The sequence below is a fragment of the Paenibacillus rhizosphaerae genome (assembly GCF_014192015.1).
GTDB classification, from domain to species: domain Bacteria; phylum Bacillota; class Bacilli; order Paenibacillales; family Paenibacillaceae; genus Paenibacillus_AQ; species Paenibacillus_AQ rhizosphaerae.
Genome location: NZ_JACHXJ010000001.1, coordinates 660,539 through 682,694 on the forward strand (window position 1 = coordinate 660,539; position 22,156 = coordinate 682,694).

The 22,156-nt window shown below is 52.8% G+C and carries 23 protein-coding genes; 22 read left to right on the forward strand and 1 reads right to left on the reverse strand.

Annotation, left to right across the window (positions count from 1 at the left end):
• Positions 1 to 7 precede the first annotated feature (7 nt).
• The 20 genes from FHS19_RS02895 (at position 8) to FHS19_RS02990 (ending at position 19,717) form a co-directional block, all read left to right on the forward strand.
• Positions 8 to 1,120, forward strand: a complete 1,113-nt coding sequence (locus tag FHS19_RS02895) for a RodZ domain-containing protein (protein ID WP_183578333.1) — start codon at positions 8 to 10, stop codon at positions 1,118 to 1,120.
• 100 nt (positions 1,121 to 1,220) lie between these two features.
• Entirely contained in the window at positions 1,221 to 1,391 is a 171-nt protein-coding gene (locus FHS19_RS02900; protein WP_163872676.1) for a hypothetical protein, read from the forward strand.
• Positions 1,392 to 1,621: 230 nt separating this feature from the next.
• Positions 1,622 to 2,113, forward strand: a complete 492-nt coding sequence (locus FHS19_RS02905) for a YajQ family cyclic di-GMP-binding protein (RefSeq protein ID WP_076169539.1) — start codon at positions 1,622 to 1,624, stop codon at positions 2,111 to 2,113.
• Between the two features lie 243 nt (positions 2,114 to 2,356).
• The gene (gene pgsA, locus FHS19_RS02910) at positions 2,357 to 2,944 is read left to right on the forward strand and encodes a CDP-diacylglycerol--glycerol-3-phosphate 3-phosphatidyltransferase (protein WP_076167990.1); all 588 of its coding nucleotides are present in this window, start codon (positions 2,357 to 2,359) and stop codon (positions 2,942 to 2,944) included.
• 128 nt (positions 2,945 to 3,072) lie between these two features.
• Positions 3,073 to 4,359 (forward strand): competence/damage-inducible protein A, encoded by a 1,287-nt coding sequence (locus tag FHS19_RS02915; RefSeq protein ID WP_183578336.1) that lies wholly within the window; start codon positions 3,073 to 3,075, stop codon positions 4,357 to 4,359.
• A 333-nt stretch (positions 4,360 to 4,692) separates the two neighbouring features.
• Positions 4,693 to 5,754 carry a recombinase RecA gene (gene recA / locus FHS19_RS02920; RefSeq protein ID WP_183578339.1) on the forward strand — a complete coding sequence of 354 codons (1,062 nt, stop codon included), beginning with the start codon at positions 4,693 to 4,695 and terminating at the stop codon, positions 5,752 to 5,754.
• A 141-nt stretch (positions 5,755 to 5,895) separates the two neighbouring features.
• Positions 5,896 to 6,654, forward strand: coding sequence for a regulatory protein RecX (locus FHS19_RS02925; protein ID WP_183578340.1), 759 nt, complete (start codon positions 5,896 to 5,898; stop codon positions 6,652 to 6,654).
• 325 nt (positions 6,655 to 6,979) lie between these two features.
• Entirely contained in the window at positions 6,980 to 8,521 is a 1,542-nt protein-coding gene (rny, locus tag FHS19_RS02930; RefSeq protein WP_076167981.1) for a ribonuclease Y, read from the forward strand.
• Positions 8,522 to 8,591: 70 nt separating this feature from the next.
• Positions 8,592 to 9,386, forward strand: a complete 795-nt coding sequence (locus FHS19_RS02935; protein ID WP_183581365.1) for a TIGR00282 family metallophosphoesterase — start codon at positions 8,592 to 8,594, stop codon at positions 9,384 to 9,386.
• Between the two features lie 131 nt (positions 9,387 to 9,517).
• Entirely contained in the window at positions 9,518 to 9,778 is a 261-nt protein-coding gene (locus FHS19_RS02940) for a stage V sporulation protein S (RefSeq protein ID WP_006286829.1), read from the forward strand.
• Between the two features lie 162 nt (positions 9,779 to 9,940).
• Entirely contained in the window at positions 9,941 to 10,936 is a 996-nt protein-coding gene (locus FHS19_RS02945; RefSeq protein ID WP_183578343.1) for a dipeptidase, read from the forward strand.
• Positions 10,937 to 11,121: 185 nt separating this feature from the next.
• Positions 11,122 to 11,694 (forward strand): phosphate propanoyltransferase, encoded by a 573-nt coding sequence (gene pduL, locus FHS19_RS02950; protein ID WP_183578346.1) that lies wholly within the window; start codon positions 11,122 to 11,124, stop codon positions 11,692 to 11,694.
• Between the two features lie 229 nt (positions 11,695 to 11,923).
• A complete protein-coding gene (miaB, locus tag FHS19_RS02955; RefSeq protein ID WP_183578348.1) occupies positions 11,924 to 13,486 on the forward strand; it encodes a tRNA (N6-isopentenyl adenosine(37)-C2)-methylthiotransferase MiaB in 1,563 nt (520 codons plus the stop codon).
• A 32-nt stretch (positions 13,487 to 13,518) separates the two neighbouring features.
• Positions 13,519 to 13,962 (forward strand): YlbF/YmcA family competence regulator, encoded by a 444-nt coding sequence (locus tag FHS19_RS02960; RefSeq protein WP_183578351.1) that lies wholly within the window; start codon positions 13,519 to 13,521, stop codon positions 13,960 to 13,962.
• A gap of 313 nt (positions 13,963 to 14,275) precedes the next feature.
• Positions 14,276 to 14,677 carry a PaaI family thioesterase gene (locus FHS19_RS02965; RefSeq protein WP_183578354.1) on the forward strand — a complete coding sequence of 134 codons (402 nt, stop codon included), beginning with the start codon at positions 14,276 to 14,278 and terminating at the stop codon, positions 14,675 to 14,677.
• Between the two features lie 193 nt (positions 14,678 to 14,870).
• Positions 14,871 to 15,623 (forward strand): NUDIX hydrolase, encoded by a 753-nt coding sequence (locus FHS19_RS02970; RefSeq protein WP_076169533.1) that lies wholly within the window; start codon positions 14,871 to 14,873, stop codon positions 15,621 to 15,623.
• Between the two features lie 14 nt (positions 15,624 to 15,637).
• Positions 15,638 to 16,186: a cysteine hydrolase family protein gene (locus FHS19_RS02975; protein ID WP_183578357.1), complete on the forward strand. Its 549-nt coding sequence runs from the start codon at positions 15,638 to 15,640 to the stop codon at positions 16,184 to 16,186.
• A gap of 65 nt (positions 16,187 to 16,251) precedes the next feature.
• Entirely contained in the window at positions 16,252 to 17,703 is a 1,452-nt protein-coding gene (locus FHS19_RS02980) for a nicotinate phosphoribosyltransferase (protein ID WP_183578360.1), read from the forward strand.
• A gap of 394 nt (positions 17,704 to 18,097) precedes the next feature.
• Positions 18,098 to 19,108 carry an acrylyl-CoA reductase family protein gene (locus FHS19_RS02985; RefSeq protein WP_183578363.1) on the forward strand — a complete coding sequence of 337 codons (1,011 nt, stop codon included), beginning with the start codon at positions 18,098 to 18,100 and terminating at the stop codon, positions 19,106 to 19,108.
• Between the two features lie 99 nt (positions 19,109 to 19,207).
• A complete protein-coding gene (locus FHS19_RS02990; protein WP_183578366.1) occupies positions 19,208 to 19,717 on the forward strand; it encodes a hypothetical protein in 510 nt (169 codons plus the stop codon).
• 69 nt (positions 19,718 to 19,786) lie between these two features.
• Here the strand turns inward: FHS19_RS02990 and FHS19_RS02995 are convergent, their stop codons facing one another.
• A complete protein-coding gene (locus FHS19_RS02995) occupies positions 19,787 to 20,308 on the reverse strand; it encodes a MogA/MoaB family molybdenum cofactor biosynthesis protein (RefSeq protein WP_183578369.1) in 522 nt (173 codons plus the stop codon).
• A gap of 209 nt (positions 20,309 to 20,517) precedes the next feature.
• Here FHS19_RS02995 and FHS19_RS03000 point away from each other — a divergent pair, with 209 nt between their 5' ends.
• Both FHS19_RS03000 and FHS19_RS03005 read left to right on the forward strand, forming a co-directional pair.
• On the forward strand, positions 20,518 to 21,642 hold the full coding sequence (locus FHS19_RS03000) for a CobW family GTP-binding protein (RefSeq protein ID WP_183578372.1): 1,125 nt from the start codon (positions 20,518 to 20,520) through the stop codon (positions 21,640 to 21,642).
• Positions 21,643 to 21,717: 75 nt separating this feature from the next.
• Positions 21,718 to 22,059, forward strand: coding sequence for a four-helix bundle copper-binding protein (locus FHS19_RS03005; RefSeq protein WP_183578375.1), 342 nt, complete (start codon positions 21,718 to 21,720; stop codon positions 22,057 to 22,059).
• The last annotated feature ends 97 nt before the right edge of the window (positions 22,060 to 22,156 follow it).

Here is a 22,156-nt window from a genome sequence, read left to right on the forward strand (position 1 = left end):
GATGGTGTTGTCTGAACTGGGTCAACAGTTAAGAGAAGCCAGACTGCAGAAGGGCATGAGCCTGGACGACGTGCAGGAAATGACAAAAATCCGCAAAAGATACTTGGAAGCCATCGAAGCAGGGGATTACAAGGTGCTCCCCGGCAGTTTTTATGTGAGGGCTTTTATTAAAACATATGCCGAAACCGTGGGACTCGATCCGGACGTTCTGCTCGAAGGCCACAAGAAGGAAGCTCCCCCGGAGCCGGAAGCGACCATGGAGCCGGTCATTCAGAAGCGGTCCAGCAGCCGCTCCTCGTCGCCTGAACGAAACGTGAAGTGGCTGTCGACCGTGCTGATGTGGACGTTCCCGATTCTGATTATTGTCGTTATTTATTTGTATGCGAACAACGCAAGTTCGCCAAAGAAAGATAACAGCATCGATCCGGCTAAGGTTACGGAGCAGCAGGATCCGACAACGGCGCAGAATCAGGATCCGCCGGCATCAACCACAACACCTGACAATGCCACCAACTCGGGGGATGACGGCAGCAAGGACAATTCCGGTAATTCGGATACCACATCGACGGATAACACGAATACGGACAGCGGAAATACCGGGGGCCAGGACACAACCACACCGCCGGATCAAAATGGCACGGACCCTTCAGGCACTGGAACTGATCCCTCGGGAACCGATACGGACTCGACGGATACGACGAACCAAGGCAATCAGGGCGTGACCGTAGCCCAGGACGGCAAGAAGGGCAAAAACACCATCTTCAAAGTGTCTGCGGCCCAAGGTACGCCGGTTCAAGTCGAAATCAAGGCGACGGGCAGGAGTTGGCTTGAAGTATACAAAGGCGAAAATACGTCCGGCGAGAAGCTTTCCTACGGTAATACGAAGGAGGGGGATACGCTGACGTTTACGTTGGATTCTTCCGGTATGTACATTAAATCGGGATATTCTCCCGCAACGACGATTACGGTAGCAGGGCAGACGGTGGAAGACGGTAAATCGACTTCGCGCATTCTGCTGAAGCTGGATGACTCCAGCACCGGCGGTACTTCGACCGGTAATGATTCGTCGACAGGGGATTCTTCCGGCAATGCCGACCAATCGGATAGCAGCAACGGGTAAACGACGGACAGGCTCCGCTGAATAATGCCATACACTCCAGGGGACAATAGATTTAGCTTTAAAGTCCTTCTTATTCCGGATAGAAATGAGGTGTATGGTTATGACAGTCAGCTGGATTACCACGATTGTGGGGATTATCGTCAGCCTGCTCGGTTATTACCTCACTCCCAGCGCTTGGGGGTACGGCATTCTTGGTTTTGGATTGGCATGGATCGTATTGGGCATTTTGGATATGTTCCGCCAACCAACCCGTGACCGCAGCCGATCGTAAAATAAGAACGAGACATTCCCGGGGAACCCTGATCCGGCGAATGTCTTTTTTTTGGAGTCACCCGTTCATTGCTTGTTGGCTTCTGCTAATCGCGTCCTGTCTTCTGCCCAAGCCCTGCCGATCACCGGGATGTTGTATCCGTGAACGGAAGGAACGCTGTTTAGGATTAGACTTGTCCCGGTTAATTTCATATAATATGACATGAAAAGGAACTGAAAGGGCGTGTAATGATGAGTTCGGAAAATTCGTTTGACATTGTTTCCAAATTGGATTTTCAGGAAATGATCAACGCGATCAACCAAACCGAGCGGGAGATCGAAACCCGGTTTGATTTTAAAGGAAGCAAGAGCAGCCTGAAGCTGGAGAAGGAAACGCTGGTCATCACCTCCGATGACGAGTATAAGCTCAATGCGGTGATTGACATTTTGCAGTCCAAAATGATCAAGCGCGGACTGTCGCTCAAAAACGTGGATTACGGCAAGGTCGAGCCGGCTTCCATGGGAACCGTCCGCCAGCGGATCACCCTGAAGCAGGGAATTGATCAGGACAACGCCAAGAAAATCAACGTGTTAATCCGGGACTCCAAGCTGAAGGTCAAAAGCCAAATCCAAGGCGATCAGATCCGGGTGACCGGGAAAAGCAAAAACGATCTGCAGGCGGTCATGCAGCTGCTCCGCAAGGCGGATCTGCCGCTGGACCTGCAGTTTACCAATCTGAAGTAATGCGGGCCATCCCGCACGGCATACGGGCAGGCTGAGGAGCTTACTTCTCTTTTGACAGTGTATAAATTGTTATATTATACTGTAACTTGTCCCGTTATCTTGGCGGGGTTTCAAGCTGCGCATGCTGCCCCCAAGTAGAGGATTCATACATAATGGATGGTCTGGGTGCATTTTTATTCAATTACGGCCCACCGTGCATGTGAATGTCGTTTCTTAGTTTGATTTATCCGGGGAGGGTTTACAGTGAATCTGCCCAACCGTATTACCATTTCAAGAATTTGTCTGATTCCGGTCATGATGGTGTTTCTTCTGGTCGACTTCAAGTTCTATCCGGAACCGATTACCTGGAATTCATTCGAGCTGCCGTACAATCAGCTGATCGCTGTAATTATTTTTATTCTGGCAGCAAGCACAGACGGTATAGACGGTTATTTGGCGCGCAAAAACAACTTGGTTACAAATCTCGGAAAACTGCTGGATCCGCTGGCCGACAAGCTGCTCATTACGGCTGTGCTGGTTTCGCTCGTTGAAATGGGGAAATGCGACTCCTGGATCGCCGTGGTTATTATCAGCCGCGAGTTCGCCGTTACCGGCCTGCGCCAGATTGCGCTGCTCGACGGGGCTGTCGTGGCGGCCAGCAAATGGGGCAAAGTGAAGACAGTCATTCAGATTGTCGCCATCGTGGCGATTCTGATCAACAACTTCCCTTTCGAGATGATCGGCCTGCCGTTCGATGATATTGCCATTTGGGCAGCGGCCTTGATCACGATTTACTCGGGGATCGATTATTTTGTCAAAAACAAAAAACTGCTTCAGCTTTCCAATGTGTAGGGCAATAGGGATATCCTATTGCTTTTTCTTTCCACCAAACGCTGTGGTACGGATAGGCTAAAAACGTGTAAAGTGTTCAATATAGGTATATCCACTCTACTTTACGATAACAGGGAGGCCAATCAAGGATGAAAGCAGAAATCATTGCAGTCGGTACGGAGCTGCTGCTTGGACAAATCGTGAATACCAATGCGCAGTATTTGTCGCAGGAGCTCGCGGCGATGGGAATAGACGTCTATTACCAGACGGTCGTCGGCGACAACGCCATGCGGCTTCAGGGCGCGATCGAGCTTGCTTCACAGCGCGCGGATATCCTGATCCTAACCGGGGGGATTGGCCCGACTCAGGACGACCTGACCAAGGATGCCCTGGCTGCGCATGTCGGCCGCTCCCTGCACATTGACCGGCTGGCGATGGATCAGATCGAAAGGTTCTTCGCAGGGCGGGGAATTAACATGACGGAGAACAACCGCCGTCAGGCGCTCGTCATCGACGGCAGCACGCCGCTTCCGAATGAAACGGGATTGGCCGTCGGACTTGCGCTTGCCCAGGAGGATAACTTCTATATCGTTCTGCCGGGTCCTCCGAAAGAGATGAAGCCGATGTTCGACCAGCAGGCGAAGCCGTGGCTTCTTCAGCACGCCCTGACCGACGAAATGCCGATTTACTCCAAGATGTTAAAGTTTGCCGGCATCGGCGAATCGCTGCTGGAGGATCGGCTCCTGGACCTGATCGACGGGCAGACCGATCCAACGATTGCTCCTTATGCGAAGGAGGGCGAAGTGACCGTCCGCATCTCCACCAAAGCGCCCACGGAGCAGGAAGCCATGGAGAAACTGAATGTGATGCAGGGGCAAATTCAAAGCCGGCTCGCAGACCATATGTACGCCAGCATGGACGTGCCGATCGAACGGATCATCGTTGACATGATGGCGGACCGCGGGATTACGCTGAGCGCCGCCGAGAGCTGCACGGGAGGCATGCTGATGGAGAGCATTACGTCCATTCCGGGCAGCGCCACCATGTTCGCGGGAGGGATCGTATGCTACTCCAACGAGATGAAGGAAAAGCTGCTGCATGTCCCGCATGCGCTGCTGGAGGGAGACGACGCACCGGGAGCGGTGAGCGCCGAAGTAGCCGAGGTGCTTGCCGAGAACGTGCGGATGATCACGGACAGCGACTTCGGCTTATCCGTCACGGGTGTCGCGGGCCCGGGATATTCCGAGCGCAAACCGGTCGGCCTCGTGTACGTCGGGATCGCCCAGCGCGGACAGAAGACCGAAGTGTTTGAGCTGAAGCTGAACGGCAACCGCGAAACGATCCGGGTCCGCTCGGTCAAAACGCTGCTGTACCGGTTGTGGCAAAGACTGGTATCTACCGATCCGGCCACCGGGGAGTCCAAGGATCAGGTCTGAAGTTGTGCAGCCGCCCGCCAGGCGGTATAATATAACCATACGGAAGAACCGTGCAAAAATACGTTTGCCGCGGTTCTTTTTCTTATGGTTGGAGGAGGGTGGAAGCCTGTTCCAGTTCGGACTCTTGCATCCGATCATCATTGAAGAACAAGCGCCTGCCGGGGACGCCATATTTGGCAGGCCTTCCTTGCGGCGGTTGGTTTGAGACACGGCGGCATGATGATGAGAGGAGAATGTCCGGCAAAAAAAACGAATGTATGTTCGAAAAAATGCTTGGCAAACGTTCCAAAACAAGGTATCATAATAGTATAAACGGTGAAGGATGTGAGTTTATTGTCAGATCGTCGTGCTGCGCTTGAAATGGCGCTTCGTCAAATAGAGAAACAATTCGGTAAAGGTTCGATCATGAAACTCGGTGAGTCGACACATATGCAGGTGGAAGTTGTTCCCAGCGGCTCCCTGGCTCTAGATATAGCACTTGGTATTGGCGGACTTCCAAGAGGCCGCGTTATTGAAGTATACGGACCGGAATCTTCCGGTAAGACAACGGTGGCCCTCCATGCCATCTCCGAAGTACAGAGAGTCGGTGGACAAGCTGCTTTCATCGATGCGGAGCATGCGCTTGATCCGTCGTATGCCAATAAGCTGGGCGTTAACATTGACGAGCTGCTGCTGTCTCAACCGGACACCGGCGAGCAGGCTTTGGAAATTGCGGAAGCCCTCGTACGCAGCGGGGCCGTTGACATTATCGTCGTGGACTCGGTTGCCGCGCTCGTACCGAAAGCGGAAATCGAAGGCGAGATGGGGGATTCCCACGTGGGTCTGCAGGCTCGTCTGATGTCCCAGGCACTGCGTAAGCTGTCGGGTGCGATTGCGAAGTCGAAGACGATCGCGATCTTTATCAACCAGCTTCGTGAGAAAGTCGGTGTGATGTTCGGGAATCCGGAGACGACTCCCGGCGGCCGTGCCCTGAAGTTCTATTCTTCCGTTCGTCTGGATGTGCGCCGTATTGAGAGCATCAAGATGGGCAATGACGTAGTGGGTAACCGCACGCGGATCAAGGTCGTCAAGAACAAGGTAGCTCCTCCGTTCAAGCAGGCGGAGATCGACATCATGTACGGAGAAGGCATTTCCAAGGAAGGCAGCATTATCGATATCGGTACGGAATTGGATATCGTCAATAAGAGCGGTGCCTGGTACTCCTATGAAGGCGAGCGCCTGGGTCAGGGCCGCGAGAATGCGAAGCAGTTCCTGAAAGAGAATCAGCCTATTTCGGAAGCGATCGAGAATAAGATCCGTGAGGCAAGCAATTTGACCACGACGGTGAACGCGCCGACCGCAGAAGAAGCGGCGGCCGAGGAACGCGAAGAGCAGGAATTGCTCGAGCTGGAATAGGGTTATCGTTTATAAGTCATATTGTGAATAGAGACTATAATGAGGACGCTCCGTGATGACCTGTCACTGGGCGTCTTTACTCATATAGAGAGTAGAGTGCTGTTACAGGATTACATTGAACACGGATGGGACGTGAATAAAATGCGGGAAGGAAATAGCCATGAACATCAGGAAGGGCAGGGGATCCAGGAAGAGCAGGGGATCCTTGAAGAACTGGCCGGGTTCCCGGACAATGAAACCCTCTTGATCACGGAAGTAGAGCGTCTGGCTAAGCCGAGAGGGCGCTATTTGATATCGTTCGGACCCTACACCCTGTCCGTCCACGAAGACGTCCTCGTGAAGTACCGGATGGTCAAGGGGAACGCCTTTACGAAGCAGGAGCTGGAGGAAATCGTCGTAGCGGATGAGCGGCAGCAGGCTTATGTTGAAGGCTTAAAGGCGCTGGAGCGGAAGCCACGGACTCGCAAGGAAATTGAAATGAAACTGCGGCAGAAAGGGATCGAGACAGGATCGATAGAATATGCGCTGAACCGGCTGGTGGAAGAAAGGCTGGTGGACGACGAGAGCTATGCCAGGCAGTGGGCGCAGCAGCGGATCAGGAACCACCGCAAAGGCAAGGCCTGGATCAGGCAGGAACTTCAGCAGAAAGGCGTCGATAAGTCGATTATATCCGAGGCGCTGGCCGAAGTCAGTTCCGATCAGGAATTCGAGGCAGCTCTGGCAGCCGGCCGAAAGAAATGGAACCAGACGAAAGGCGAAGCCGCCGACCGCAAACGCAAAACGGGGGCTTATTTGATGAGACGGGGATACGCCGGAGAGCAGGTTCGCAAGGTCATCAATCAACTGCTCAAGGAGGATGCTTATCCCGAGGAAGAAGAGGAATATTATTCATTCGATTGAGGAAGAAGTTGACACAATATGAAATGCCCTCTCTTGACAATATCTTTTCACAAATACTAAAATGAAGATGAATCTTTTCCTGTAAAAAGCTCTTTTTTCCTTCCAAAAAAAGGTTTTTTGATGAAAGATTCTAATTTCTCTCCAATTCATATGAACTACCCCCGCCTTATCCCGCCTCTAGGGTAGCACGGGTTTTGTACAACCTCCCCATGGAGAGCTGTGCAGATGGAAAATGATTGAAGTACGTATGATGAATTGAAATGAATGGACAACTGTAGAAGATCCCAAGGAATACCTTGGAGGAACCAACGAGGAGGTGAACTGAATGCCTATATGGCTATGGGTCGTTCTCGTTGTTGCCGCATTGTTCTTGGGGTTCGTGATTGGATATTTTATTCGCAAATCTCTTGCAGAGGCTAAAATTTCTAGTGCTGAAGAAGCTGCTGTACAGATCGTGGAAAACGCGCGTAAGGAAGCAGAAGCACTGAAGAAGGAAACGGTACTGGAGGCTAAAGACGAAGTACACAGAATCCGGACCGAAGCTGAAAAAGACACTCGTGAGCGTCGAAATGAAATTCAACGGCAGGAAAGACGATTGTTGCAAAAAGAAGAGTCGCTGGATAAAAAAATTGAATCGCTTGAACGTAAAGAAGAGCAAGTGGCCAACAAGGAGAAACGCATCGAAGAGACTCAACAGCAGATCGATTTGATTTACAAAAGCCAGGTTACGGAGCTGGAGCGCATTTCCAGTTTGACCATGGAAGACGCACGAAGCATTATTTTGAGCAATGTAGAGCAGGAAGTTCGCCATGAAACCGCTCAAATGATTAAAGATATTGAGCAGCAGGCGAAAGAAGAAGCTGACAAGAAATCCCGTGAAATCGTAACGCTCGCCATCCAGCGCTGCGCTGCAGATCATGTGGCGGAGACCACCGTATCTGTGGTGACGCTGCCGAATGAGGAGATGAAGGGACGGATTATCGGGCGTGAAGGCCGGAACATCCGTGCACTGGAAACTCTGACCGGTATTGACCTCATTATTGATGATACGCCTGAAGCTGTAATTTTGTCGGGGTTTGATCCAATCCGCCGGGAAATTGCCCGTACGGCCTTGGAGAAATTGGTAGCAGACGGACGTATTCATCCCGCTCGGATTGAAGAGATGGTGGAGAAATCCCGTAAAGAGGTTGATGAGCGGATTCGCGAGTATGGCGAACAAGCAACATTCGAAGTGGGAGTACATGGTCTGCATCCGGATTTGATCAAAATTTTGGGACGGCTCAAGTTCCGTACCAGTTACGGTCAGAACGTGCTGAAGCATTCCATGGAAGTGGCTTATCTGTCCGGTCTGATGGCCGGAGAGCTCGGCGAAGATATCGTATTGGCCAAGCGTGCAGGCTTGCTGCACGACATCGGTAAAGCGCTGGATCATGAAGTGGAAGGCTCACATGTTGAAATCGGCGTGGAGCTGGCTAAGAAATACAAGGAACATCCGGTGGTTATCAACAGTATCGCATCCCACCATGGCGATGTAGAGGCAACTTCGGTCATCGCGATGCTGGTTGGCGCAGCCGACGCCTTGTCCGCTGCAAGACCGGGAGCGCGCCGCGAAACGCTCGAAACGTATATCAAGCGTTTGGAGAAGCTGGAGGAAATCTCCGAATCGTTCGAAGGCGTCGAGAAATCGTTCGCGATTCAGGCGGGACGCGAGGTCCGCGTCATGGTACAGCCTGAGAAGATCGATGATGCCGAAGCATTCCGGCTGGCTCGGGATATTACGAAGACGATTGAGAACGAACTGGATTATCCGGGACATATCAAAGTGACGGTCATCCGCGAGACTCGTGCGGTTGAATACGCGAAATAATGTAAATGATGAAAAGTGGCCGCTTTGGGGGCCACTTTTCATATTTGTTCATCTTAAGGAGGAGACCAACATTAACGTATTATTTATCGGAGATATCGTAGGCAGTGTAGGCAGAAAGGCGTTAAAAGAGACGCTGCCTTCGTTAAAGACGAAGTACAACCCCCATATCATCATCGCGAACGGCGAAAACGCCGCTTCCGGCAGAGGCATCACCCAGTCGATCGCCAAAGACTTTTTCGATTGGGGCGTTCATGGCATTACGTTGGGCAACCATACGTGGGATAACAAGGAAGTTTTTGACTTTATCGACGACGAGCCGCGCATGGTGAGACCGGCCAATTTTCCACCCGGGACGCCGGGACTGGGACATACGATCATTAAAGCGAACGGCAAAGAGCTGGCCATCGTGAATTTGCAGGGACGTACGTTTCTGCCGCCCATTGACTGTCCGTTTCGGGCCAGCGACGAGATCGTCGACCAGCTCCGCAAGAAGCACAAGCACATTCTTGTAGATTTTCATGCCGAAGCCACATCCGAGAAAATCGCTATGGGCTGGCATTTGGACGGCCGTGCTTCGATCGTCGTAGGCACACATACCCATGTGCAGAGTAATGATGATACTATTTTACCGAACGGAACGGCCTATCTCACGGATGCCGGTATGGTCGGTCCTAGAGAAGGCATTTTAGGCATGGAACGCGAGGCGGTTCTCCGTAAATTTAAAACACAGCTGCCGGTCCGATTCCAGGTCGACAACGGAAAATGGCACTTCCACGGCGTATTTGTCCAACTGGACGATGCAACCGGCAAGGCGCTGAAAATGGTAAAAATTAGGATTCTCGAAGACGATTGGATCATGGATTGACCGACCTTTCCTCTGAGACTATTGGCGGATTTATGGCTGAAAAATTGTCAGAAAGAAGGAATTATTTCCGGACTCCCGAATAACATCTAGTATGTGGAAGCTTATCATCATTCCCAGGGGAGGTACTTACCATGGAAGTATTAAAAGTTTCAGCAAAGTCCAATCCAAATTCTGTTGCCGGTGCACTGGCAGGCGTGCTTCGTGAACGCGGGGCTGCTGAACTGCAAGCCATCGGAGCAGGCGCACTCAATCAAGCGATTAAAGCGGTAGCCATTGCCCGGGGATTTGTAGCACCCAGCGGAGTAGACTTGATTTGTATTCCAGCCTTTACGGATATCGTTATTGACGGGGAAGACCGAACGGCGATCAAGCTGATCGTAGAGCCCAGATAAGGGATATGGCATGATATGCCATCATTTGATGAAACCTGTTTATTGATATAAGCTGAATGAAGCCGGATTAGAGGTGCTCGGCGAGTACCCGGACTTTGATTCAGTTTATATGGGATAGACAGGTTTTTTTGCTTGCGTACCGTGGAAAGGAGAGGCATGCGCATGAAAATTCCGGTAGTGGATTATCATTGTGATGTATTAAGTAAAATGGTGAAGGAAAAGGGCATCTCCTTTGCGGACGATCCGAAGCTGGATGTGACCTACAAGCGGCTCCAGGAAGGAGGGGTGGCGCTGCAGACCTTCGCCATCTTTTTGTCCGAGGAACAGGGGATTCCCCGCTTTGAGCATATATTGGATCAGATCGATGTGTTTACCTCCCGCGTCGTTCCCGTGCAGGAAGGCGTCCGTTGGATGAAATGGAGAGAAGACGCAGCCTCGCTGGAACAAACCGTGAAGGCGGCGGGACAGCAAACGATTCATGGGCACGCCGTTCAGCCGTGGGGACTTTTGTCCGTGGAGGGCGCCGACGGATTCGAGGGAAACTTGTTTTATGTCAAAGTGTGTTATGATCTGGGCGTCCGTTTCCTCGGGATTACGTGGAATCATGCGAACTGGGCCGCCGACGGCGTCATGGAGAAGCGCAAGGGAGGCTTTACTGAAAAAGGAAAACAGCTGATTGAGCTGTGCAATGAAACCGGTTTGCTGCTGGACGTATCCCATTTATCGGAGGCCGGGTTTTGGGAGCTGGCCGAACGATCGAAACGGCCGTTTATCGCTTCCCACTCCAACGCCAAGGCGGTGTGTCCGCATCCACGCAATTTGAACGATGAGCAGATTCGGGCAATTGCAGCGATGGACGGGCGGATCGGGATTACGTTTGTGCCGTATTTTGTAAAAGAAGGTCCAGGGCCGGTCGTTCCTGCAAATGTTCTCCCCCATATTGAGCGGATGTGCGAGCAAGGAGCGGGTAACATGCTCATGTTCGGCTCCGATTTCGACGGCATCGAAACATGGATTCAGAGCCTGGAGCATCCCGGACATTATCCCGCATTTATCGATTTGCTGCTTGCCCGCTATCCGGAGGATCTGGTCAAAGGATGGATGTCGGGTAATGCGCTCTCTTTTCTAAGCAGGCATCTTCCGGCTAAACCGGTTTGATTCGGGTGGAATAAAGCCATGTTTTGGCAATACGGAGCGGACATTTTGACAATCTTGTTGCAGAATGGCAGGAAATGCATGAAAGTTGGAATGAAAGCGGTGACGTCTTTTTCTTTTTTGGGTAAAAGGATGTATAATGAGTCTGGCCTGTACAGAACATAGAGAAAATTTAAGGAGTGATCCACGTGAGTAAAACTGTACCTGTAGGCGTGTCCGCACGACATATCCATCTTACCCAAGAACATATTGAAGCATTGTTTGGTCAAGGCTATCAGCTGACTGAATTTAAACCGCTATCCCAACCCGGACAATTCGCCGCCAATGAAACGGTGGCCGTTATCGGTCCGAAGGGTCAATTTGATAAGGTTAGAATTTTAGGGCCTGCCCGTTCGGCAAGCCAGCTGGAAATTTCCCGTACGGATTCTTTCGCCATCGGCGTGAAAGCTCCGGTCCGCGAGTCCGGAAATATTGAAGGAACCCCGGGCATCAAGGTAAAAGGCCCGCAAGGCGAGATCGAACTGGAGAAGGGCGTAATCGTTGCCGCACGACATATCCATTTTCATACGAGCGACGCGGAAAGCTGGGGCATTGCCGACAAGCAGCAGCTGAAAGTTCGCATCGGCGGCGAGCGCGGCCTGGTGTTTGAAAACGTCATTGCACGCGTATCCGGTTCGTTTGCGCTCGACATGCACATCGATACGGACGAAGCCAACGCAGCCGGCGCCAAAACCGGAGATACGGCCGAAATCATGGACTAACATCGACTGACCAGGCCGGCAGGCCTGTAGAACGGGGGAGCAATCCTCCGTTTTTTTGTTATTTAACGAGTGACATGACGCGCGGAGACGTCTTCCGATTCAACGACTCGGCGATGCTTATACATAGATGGAAGTCCCGGCAATCAGTAGATATGCCATTAGGTTCATGCTATAATTTATTAGAATGTCGTTTAACAGGGGTACCTGGATTAAAGGAGTGGTCAACAGCATGGCGAAGGAAACGAAGGATTACTCCAAATATTTTGATTTCTCCGATGCCAAAGTTCTGTCAGAGGACGAATTCGGAAAGAAGATCCGGATCAAGGGCCGTGAGATTCATATTATTTCGGAGCCTAACCATAGACAAAGCAAGAAACGGCGCAAGGAAGACGTTCAAGTGCTGTATGAGAACGCGGTGCCGGAAGAGCTTCAAGGGATTGGAGCAGGCAAGCATTATATCGTATACACGTTCGGCTGCCAGATGAACGAGCATGACTCCGAGACGATCAAGGGCATGCTGGAGATGATGGGCTACACCGCTACCGAAGATCGCAAGGAAGCCGACATCATTCTGCTGAACACATGCGCCATCCGCGAGAATGCGGAGGACAAAGTATTCGGCGAGCTCGGTCACCTCAAGCACCTGAAGACGGAGAAGCCCGATATGCTGCTGGGTGTATGCGGCTGTATGTCTCAGGAAGAAGGCGTTGTCAACCGGATCATGCAGAAGCACGGTTTCGTCGACATGATCTTCGGTACGCACAATATTCACCGGCTGCCGATGCTCATCAAGGAAGCGCTGTTCAGCAAAGAGATGGTCGTGGAAGTGTGGTCCAAGGAAGGCGACATCATTGAGAATCTCCCGAAGAAGCGCGAAGGACTGCGGGCGTGGGTCAACATTATGTACGGCTGCGACAAGTTCTGTACATACTGCATCGTTCCGTTTACCCGGGGGAAGGAGCGCTCCCGCCGGCCGGAAGACGTGATCGCCGAGGTTCGCGATTTGGCGCGTCAGGGCTTCAAGGAGATTACCCTGCTCGGTCAGAACGTGAACGCTTACGGAAAGGATTTTGACGATATCCGGTACACGTTTGCCGACCTGATGGACGATATCCGCAAAATCGACATCCCGCGCGTCCGGTTTACAACGTCGCATCCGCGCGACTTCGACGATCATCTGGTGAAGGTCCTCGGCAAAGGAGGCAACCTCGTCGAGCATATCCATTTGCCGGTGCAGTCGGGCAACAACGAAATCCTCAAAATCATGGGCCGGAAGTATACCCGCGAAATTTACCTGGAGCTGGTACGCAAGCTGAAGGCAACCGTGCCGGGCCTGGTGCTGACGACCGACATCATCGTCGGCTTCCCGGGAGAAACTGAAGAACAGTTCGAGGATACGCTGAGCCTGGTACGCGAGGTTGGTTTTGACTCGGCATACACCTTTATTTATTCCCCACGGGAAGGTACGCCGGCGGCTGTCATGGAAGACAATGTATCCATGGAAGTGAAGAGCGAGCGCCTGCAGCGCCTGAACCGGACGATTGAGGAATACAGCCGCAAGAGTCACGAAAATCTTCGCGGGCAGGTCGTCGAGGTGCTGGTGGAAGGCGAGAGCAAAAACAACGCCTCCATCCTGGCGGGAAGAACACGCACCAGCAAGCTCGTCCATTTTGAAGGCAGCAAGGAAATGATCGGCAGCTTCGTAAACGTCAAAATTACGGACGCGATGACTTGGTACATCAAAGGCGAAGTCGTGGATGTTCCGCAGGTCGAAGCCGCGATCAATCAGTAAATTCCATAACAGAATAGGGGTATTGAACCGAGATGGAGAAGGGTCATATCAATAAATACGGCATGATGTCTTATGATACGAAGGATCTGGTGATCCGCGACGATATTATGTCCAAGGCCAAGGAACTGGCCGAACTGATTTCAGGAAGTGAAGAAGTACAGCAATTCCAGAAAGCGGAGGAAAAAATCCGCAATCATGAGCGCGTACAGAGCCTCATCGCCACGATCAAGAAGAAGCAGAAAGAGATCGTAGCCTTCGAATCCTTTCAAAATTCAGATATGGTTGCCAAAATCGAGAAGGAAATTGAAGCACTGCAGGACGAAATTGATGGAATTCCACTCGTGAATGAGTTTCAGCAAAGCCAAAGCGATATTAACTACTTGCTGCAGCTGGTCATTTCCGTCATCCATGATACGGTGTCGGAAAAGGTCAACGTGGAAGCGGGAACGGAAGCGCCACCTTCCAGCTGCGGCTAACCATTACAAGGCTGCGGACGAGACGTCCGCGCCTTTTTTTCAAATGCAGATCGCGCGGCTTTCGTGGTTTCGCTGAGTACCAGAATAACATCGGAGCGAAGGCCCCACGCCGCTGTGGGGTTATTTTTCGTCATCAGGGAACACAGGGAGCACGGCGGTAGGCTATTCATCCGACTTATGGGATAGAGCAGACGAATTTGGTTAAACATGAACGTAAACAGTTATCGCTGACAGTATAGAGACACGAAGGCGGCTCCCCGGCATCGTATGCTTGGGGCAGTACGCCAAAAATGACAGCATGGGGGAGACGACAATGAACGCATTGGAACAAATGGTGGCCCGGGGTCAGGATTCGTTCTGGGCTTATCTCGGCTGCGAGCTGGTTTCCGCAGACAAGGAAGAAGTGGTCATTGCGCTGGATGCCAAGCAGCACCACACCAATTCCATGGGCATCATCCACGGGGGCGTGCTGACCTCCCTGATGGACCAGGCGATGGGGATGGTGGCGACGGCGGCTAAAAATATCGACAGCTGCGTTACGACCGACATTAACGTGCACTTTATGAATGCGATGGTCCCCGGGAGATTAACGGTAACGGCCAGGGTGCTGCACGAAGCGGGCCGGTCTCTTGTCACCGAAGCAAAAATTAACGACAGTGAAGGCACCTTGGCTTGTATGGCGACGGCCACGTTTCGGGTGGTGAACCGCAAGTAGCCATTAATGGGGGACTTGCTTTAGGGTACAGGACAAAAAGAAACAGTAACGCGGCTTACACAACATAGACAGAATGACTTGACTTTTTTTATCAATAGTTCATAATGAAAGTATCAAAAAGATGTTATGTGGTGATAAGATGACAGAGAATGAGAAAACAAGCGGCAGACTGAAGGAGAAGACCGCCGAGGAGATGGGGTACTCTCCGAAGAAGTACCGCACGCCTGACGGTGTTCCCGCGGACATTGTGATGTTTACGCTGACCAAGCGCGAGCGCAAGACCGTAACCAAAACGCTGCCGATCCGGGAGCTCAAGGTCATGCTGATCCGCCGGAAGTCATGGCCGTTCGCGGGGATGTGGGCGCTGCCCGGAGGATTCTGCCAGGAAAGCGAATCGATCTATGACGCCGCAAAGCGTGAGCTCAAGGAAGAAACCGGGGTCGACGGCGGGCACCTCGAGTATTTAGGGGTATACAGCAAGCCGGGAAGAGACCCGCGCGGCTGGATTATCAGCAACGCCTTCTTTGCCCTGGTGGAAGAGTGGATGCTGGAGAGCAGACAGGCGGCGGACGATGCCGGCGAGGTCGGCCTGTTCGGAATCGATGAGGTGCTGAACGAGCTGGAGCTGGCCTTTGATCACCGGGAAATCATCCAGGACGCTTACCACCGGATTCAGCAGCAGATGCTGCATTCCACGATCGCTCGCCAGTTTTTGCCCGAGCAGTTTACACTAAGTGAGCTGTACCAGGTCATCCAGACCGTCGTACCGGAATTCAGCGAGCCGAATTTTATTCGTAAAATTACGTCTACACGCAGCCGCCAGGGAATCCTGGAGGAAGTTCGCGACGAGAACGGAAAGCCGCTGAGCTCCAACCAGTATTCCCAGCGACCGGCACAGCTGTACCGGTTCACCGATTACGTACCGCTGCTGTCCATTTATACCTAAGGGAGTGAAGGTAGATGAAAGCACTGATCGTTATCGATTTTACGAATGATTTTGTCGACGGAAGCCTGCCTGTGGGCCAGCCTGCGATCGATATCGCACCGGCGGTAGCCGCCATTACCAAGGATTTCATCGATCGCGGGGATTGGGTCGTCATGGCTGTGGATTTGCATGAGAAGGACGATCCTCATCATCCGGAAACGAAGCTGTTTCCTCCCCATAACCTTCGCGGCACGCGGGGAAGAGAACTGTACGGCCCGCTGGAGAAGGTATACAACGACCATCGCGATGCGGTTTACTGGATGGACAAAACGCGGTACAGCGCTTTTTGCGGAACGGATCTCGAACTCAAATTGAGGGAGCGCGGCATCACCGAAGCGCATCTGATCGGGGTATGCACCGATATTTGCGTGCTGCACACCGCCGTTGAGGCGTACAATAAGGGCTTCGGCATCACGGTATACGAAGACGCTGTAGCCAGCTTCAACCCGGATGGGCATGCGTGGGCGCTGCAGCATTTTCAAAACAGTTTGGGTGCGCAGGTCGTCAAAGGAGCAGAGAAGTAAAGAGGATGGCCCGGGATACCGGGCCTGCCTGATATGACAGGCGTACCAGCAAGGAGGAACTTGGGATGCAGACGATGGGTCTGGCCTTACACACGGATAAATACCAAATCAACATGATGTACGCGCATTGGGTGAACGGCTCGCACCGGCAGAAAGCGGTGTTCGAGGCTTATTTCCGCAAGCTTCCTTTCGGAAACGGGTATGCGGTTTTTGCCGGCCTGGAGCGTATCGTGCATTACATAGCCAATCTCCGGTTTACCGATGAGGATATTAAGTATTTATCCGAGCAGGAAGAGAATTACGATTCGGCGTTTTTGGAGGAATTAAAGCAGTTCCGGTTTTGCGGCACGTTGTATTCGATGAAGGAAGGCGCGCTCGTCTTTCCGAACGAGCCGTTGGTCCGTGTGGAAGGCACCATTATGGAAGCCCAGCTGGTGGAAACGGCGTTGCTCAATTTCATGAATTTCCAGACGCTGATTGCCACCAAGGCGTCGCGAATCAAGCAGGTCGCCGGTGATGATATTTTGCTCGAATTCGGCACGCGCCGGGCGCAGGAAGCCGATGCGGCGGTATGGGGGGCACGGGCCGCTTATGTGGCCGGTTTTCACGCAACCTCCAATATGCTCGCAGGGGAGAAATTCGGCATCCCGACAAAAGGAACGCATGCCCATTCATGGGTACAGACCTTTGAGAGTGAACAGGCGGCGTTCGACGTCTATGCCAAAGTCATGCCGGATCAAGTGACTCTCCTGGTGGACACGTACGACACGCTGAAGAGCGGTGTGCCGCATGCGATTGAGACCTGCAAGAAGCTGGAGGCAATGGGCAAGAAGATGAACGCCATCCGCTTGGACAGCGGTGACCTGGCGTACCTGTCGATCAAAGCGCGCGAGATGCTCGATCAGGCCGGACTGAACTATGTGAAGATCGTGGCGTCGAATGACCTTGACGAAAATACGATTTTTAACCTGAAGGCGCAAGGGGCCCGGATCGATACGTGGGGTGTAGGCACCCAGCTGATCACGGCTGCCGACCAGCCGGCGCTGGGCGGCGTTTATAAGCTGGTGGAACGCGAAATTAAGGGCGAGATGGTTCCGACGATCAAAATATCGGGGAATCCCGAGAAAGTGTCGACGCCGGGCAAAAAGAACGTGTACCGGATCGTTGACCGGGTCAGCGGAAAAGCAACGGCGGATTACATTGCCTTCCCTGGCGAGGAGAAACCGCATGACGGCCTCCGTCTAAAGCTGTTTAATCCACAGCATCCGTATTTGCAGAAATACGTGAAAAACTACGATGCCATCGAATTGCTCACACCGGTTTTCGAGAACGGCCTGCTGGTGTACAAACTGCCGTCGCTTGATGAAATCCGGGAATATCACCAGGAGCAGATGGATTTGTTTTGGCCGGAATACTTGCGCAAGCTGAATCCGGAAATTTACCGTATCAATATCAGCGAGAAGGTATGGGATCTGAAGCAAAAGATGGTGGCCGAATATATGCAGCAGGATGAGTAGCTGCGAACGAGCCGATGTGGGGAGACCAAGGGTCGCCCCTTTTTTATATATAAGACTGTAATAGCTCATGGAGATCGTCAGTCTTACCACTTAACCAGTAAGTAATAATCGGGCGGTCTCTTCCTGTGCGGGTATTTAGGGTGGGAAGCAGGGGCATTATTTCTCGGGAAAGCGCAGAATCAGGCATACTCCGATGCACTTCCCGATGATTCGACAGTTGTCGATCGCACGGTAGGTTGATGACTGGCTTGACCATGTCCTGCATTAAACATTTCATCCCATAAACTATTTGGTACTCCGAGAGCAAGGCATCGGGTTTCGTCCCTAGACCGTATTTTGAACGGAACTCTGTGCAGAGGTATAATATGGACAATCTTAAGGAGGGACGATGCAAATGGAAAAGTTTCAGGCGTTCATGGTTCGAAAAGACGAGAACGGCGGTTTCCGGAGCGGTCTCGAAACGCTGACCGTGGATCAGCTGCTGCCCGGCGATGTGACAGTCCGCATTCACTATTCGGGAGTGAATTACAAGGACGGATTGGCAAGCCTGCCCGGTGGGAAGGTCGTCTCCCGGTATCCGATGGTCCCGGGCATTGACCTGGCTGGCGAGGTCACGCATTCGGAGCACCCGGCGTTTAAGCCCGGGGACCAGGTGCTGTGCACGGGGTACGGCGTAGGGACCGACCACTTTGGAGGATTCAGCGAATACGCCCGCCTTAAAGGTGAATGGCTTGTACATCTCCCGGAGGGACTCAGCATGCGTGAGGTTATGGGAATCGGGACGGCCGGGTTTACCGCTGCCTTGTCGGTGGACGCTTTGATCCGGAGCGGCCTCACGCCCGACAGCGGGGAGGTACTGGTGACCGGAGCGACGGGCGGCGTTGGCAGCTTTGCCGTCAGTATATTGTCCCGGCTCGGATATCAAGTGACTGCCAGTACCGGCAAGCTGGAAGCGCAAAAAGAGTGGCTAACCGGGCTAGGAGCGAGCGCCGTGGTCGGCAGGGAAGAGATCTCCGCTCCGGTTCAAGGCGTGCTGTCCAAGAGCCGCTGGGCCGGCGTGGTCGACCCAGTAGGCGGTCCGCAACTGGGGACGCTGCTGAAAAGCGTTAAATACGGCGGCGGTATCGCCCTTTCCGGGTTGACCGGAGGAACGGCGTTCGACAGTACGGTTCATCCTTTTATCCTGCGCGGCATCAACTTGTTCGGGATCGATTCCGTGTTCTGTCCGATGGAAACCCGGAGCCGGGTCTGGAAGCTGCTGGGATCGGCGTGGAAGCCGGAGACGGCATTGTCACTAGGATTAACCGAATGTGGTTTGAGCGACCTGCCGGAGGTCCTGGAGGCGATTCTCCGCGGAAAAGCTGTGGGGCGGACCCTGCTTCGCTTGGAATCTTTGTCCGAGTGAACCGCGCTGCATAAACCGTTTGCTTTGATGGCATTCTAACCCTATATCAGCTTAGTGCCGCTATAATCGGCAACAGGAATCTGGAAGGGATGAACCATCATGAAGAAACGGGTAGCGGGAGTTCTGGCCGGTATGCTGATTGCAGCCGCCCTGGCCGGATGCGATTCGCATGAAGTCGTCAAAAAAGAAACCAAACTATATAATATGCAATCTTATTCGGAGGGAAACCTTCGGGCGCAATCCCAAGGCAAAGGGCTGAACGGCAAGTTTCTGAAGGAAATGCAGATTCAGTTCGGACATGAAGGGGTCCCTCTAACCCATGAGATGTACGCGGAGGACGGAAGGGGCAATATCAGTTATATGTATATGATTGCCGGCAATCCGCTGCAGTATATTACGCTGCACGTCTTTTCGAATGAAGCGGAGCGGGTCGAGCGGATTCATAACTGGTACGGCGACCAAAAATTGATCGATACGCCGCGGTCCCGGACGGTCATCTATAACTATTCTACCGCTTCCCTGATTTACACATCTTCCGGCAAAGAGAAGGGCAAATACGACCCGGAAGTGAAAAAGGTGTTTAATTCCCTGATCGACCGGATGAAATAATTCGGGGAATAACAAAATGCCGGCTCATCCGTGATGAGTCCGGCATTTTTTGTTTACTGTACCCGCAGACTATTCCTTCTTGTAAATTTCCCGCATGACGTGTCTGAGCTCCGGCACGATGATCTTCTCTAATGCCAGCTTGACGGCCCCTCTTGATCCCGGCATGGAAAAGATGGCGGTCTTGCCGACCGTTCCGGCGATGGCCCGGCTCAGAATGGCTGCTGCCCCGATATCCTCCGTATAGCTCAGGTACCGGAATATCTCTCCAAAACCGGGCATTTCCTTGTCCAGCAGGGAAGAGACCGCCTCGTACGTCGTGTCTCTCGGCGAAATTCCGGTTCCCCCGGTGAGCAGCAGAGCCTCGACATCCGGCCTTACTGACGCTTCGTGCACCAGCTCGCGGATCCCCTCGTAATCGTCCGCCACGATGGTATAATCGGCAATCCGGTAGCCCGCTTCCTCCAGCAGGGAGATCATCAGCTGCCCACCGGTATCGGTTTCTTTGGTCCGGGTATCCGAGACGGTCACGACCATACAGGACACGGTCATGGGTGCCTGGCTGCGATGCTCATCCACTGACTTCATGTTCATACGCTATCAACTCCCTACGATCTTTCCGGCTATTTCACTAGGATAGTCTTTTCTAGAAAGGCTTGCAAGTTTAAGGGATTACCGGGTGCGGTGGCGGCTGAAATCGCCAAAGGGCGGTAGGGGAGGGGGAAGGGATGCCTTGCGGCAGCGACAGGTGCTGTAGTACACTGTGCTAGTCATGCAAGGAAGGATAACGGAGGAGATATTATATGAGCCAAACGACGCCAATTTACATATTGTCAGGATTTCTTGGAAGCGGTAAAACGACATTGCTTCAGCAGCTGATAGACTATTGGCAGAAGCAGGGTCTGCTGCCGGCCGTCATCATGAACGAGGTCGGTGACGTGAACCTCGACGGGCTGCAGGTGCAGGAGCAGGTCCCGATGACCGAAATGCTGAGCGGCTGCATCTGCTGTTCAATCCGCGGGGATTTGAGCGGGGAAATCGCGGGTCTGATCCAGCGCGAGGCACCGGATGTTATCGTGGTGGAGGCGACGGGCATTGCCAATCCGATGGAAATTTTGGAGGGAGTGTCCGAGGCGGCTCTCTATTTGCCGATCGATCTGAGAGGCATCATGACGGTCGTGGACTCGGCTCACTTGATGGAGCTTTACAACGTCCAGAAGGGTAAAACCTACCGGCTCATGCAGGAGCAGATCCGCTGTGCATCGGCATTGATCCTGAACAAATTGGACAAGGTCACAGAAGAAGAGGAGAACCTGCTGCAGAGCATTGTAGCCCGGTGGAACGGATACGCAGGAGTCTGGAAGGCCGTCCGGTGCCGGGTGGACATCCCGTCGCTGCTTGATGCCCTGGGAGGAGTCAAGACAGACTGGAGTCGTGCGGCTGGCATTGAGATCAAGCAGGCTGCGGGAGAACTATTAACGGAAAATGGGAGGGAGTTGTCGCAAAAATCACACGGCGAACCGGATTCGGGCCATGGCCAGGATTCGCACCATTGGCACCACCCGCATCATGTTCATGAATCTCACAATCATGATTCTCATGCCCATGAATCACACGCCCATGAATCGCATGATCATGTCATGGTCTACACCCATTATTTTAAAGGTCCCGTCGAGAGCTTGGCCTTTGAACGGTTGATCGCCAATCTTCCGCGGGATGTGTACCGGGCCAAAGGCGTGCTGACCTTCAGCGATACGGCCAGCCGCTTTCTTTTTCAATATGCCTTCCGGGAGTCCGATTTTATGAAAATCACCCCGCAGGGAAATATTCCGGATGTGGCGGTTTTCATCGGCGAACACTTTTCGCGGAGTGAGCTCGAACAGGCTCTACTCAGTCTCGAACAAGCCGGGATGCAGGAGACAGACTGAATTTTCCTGGTTATAAGGCTTCCCAAACGGTTAATAGATGTGCAGAGCAGTAAATCACGGGAGGTAGAATCGATCATGGTGAATCACGAACAGCAGTACAAGGATTGTATCGAGGCCTGTTTGCAGTGCATGAATGCCTGTAATGTGTGTTATGTGTCCAGTCTGAAGGAGTATGAGCTTGCCATGCTGCGCGAATGCATCCGTCTGGACCGGGAATGCGCGGATATTTGCGATTTGGCGGCGCAGTCGATGCTTCGCCACAGCCCGTTTGTGACGCAGATCTGCGAGCTGTGCATCACGGCCTGCGAAGCGTGCGCCGAGGAATGCGGCAAGCACGATCACGATCACTGCCAAGCATGTGCTGAGGCGTGCCGCCGCTGCGCCGAGGCCTGCCGGCAAATGCTCGTAGCGGCCTGACCGATTGTGTTACAGTATGGAACGACTGCCTGATTGCCGAGGGATACCTCGGCAATCAGGCTTTTTTCGTTTCAGGGTTATGCATCCGTCTATGCGA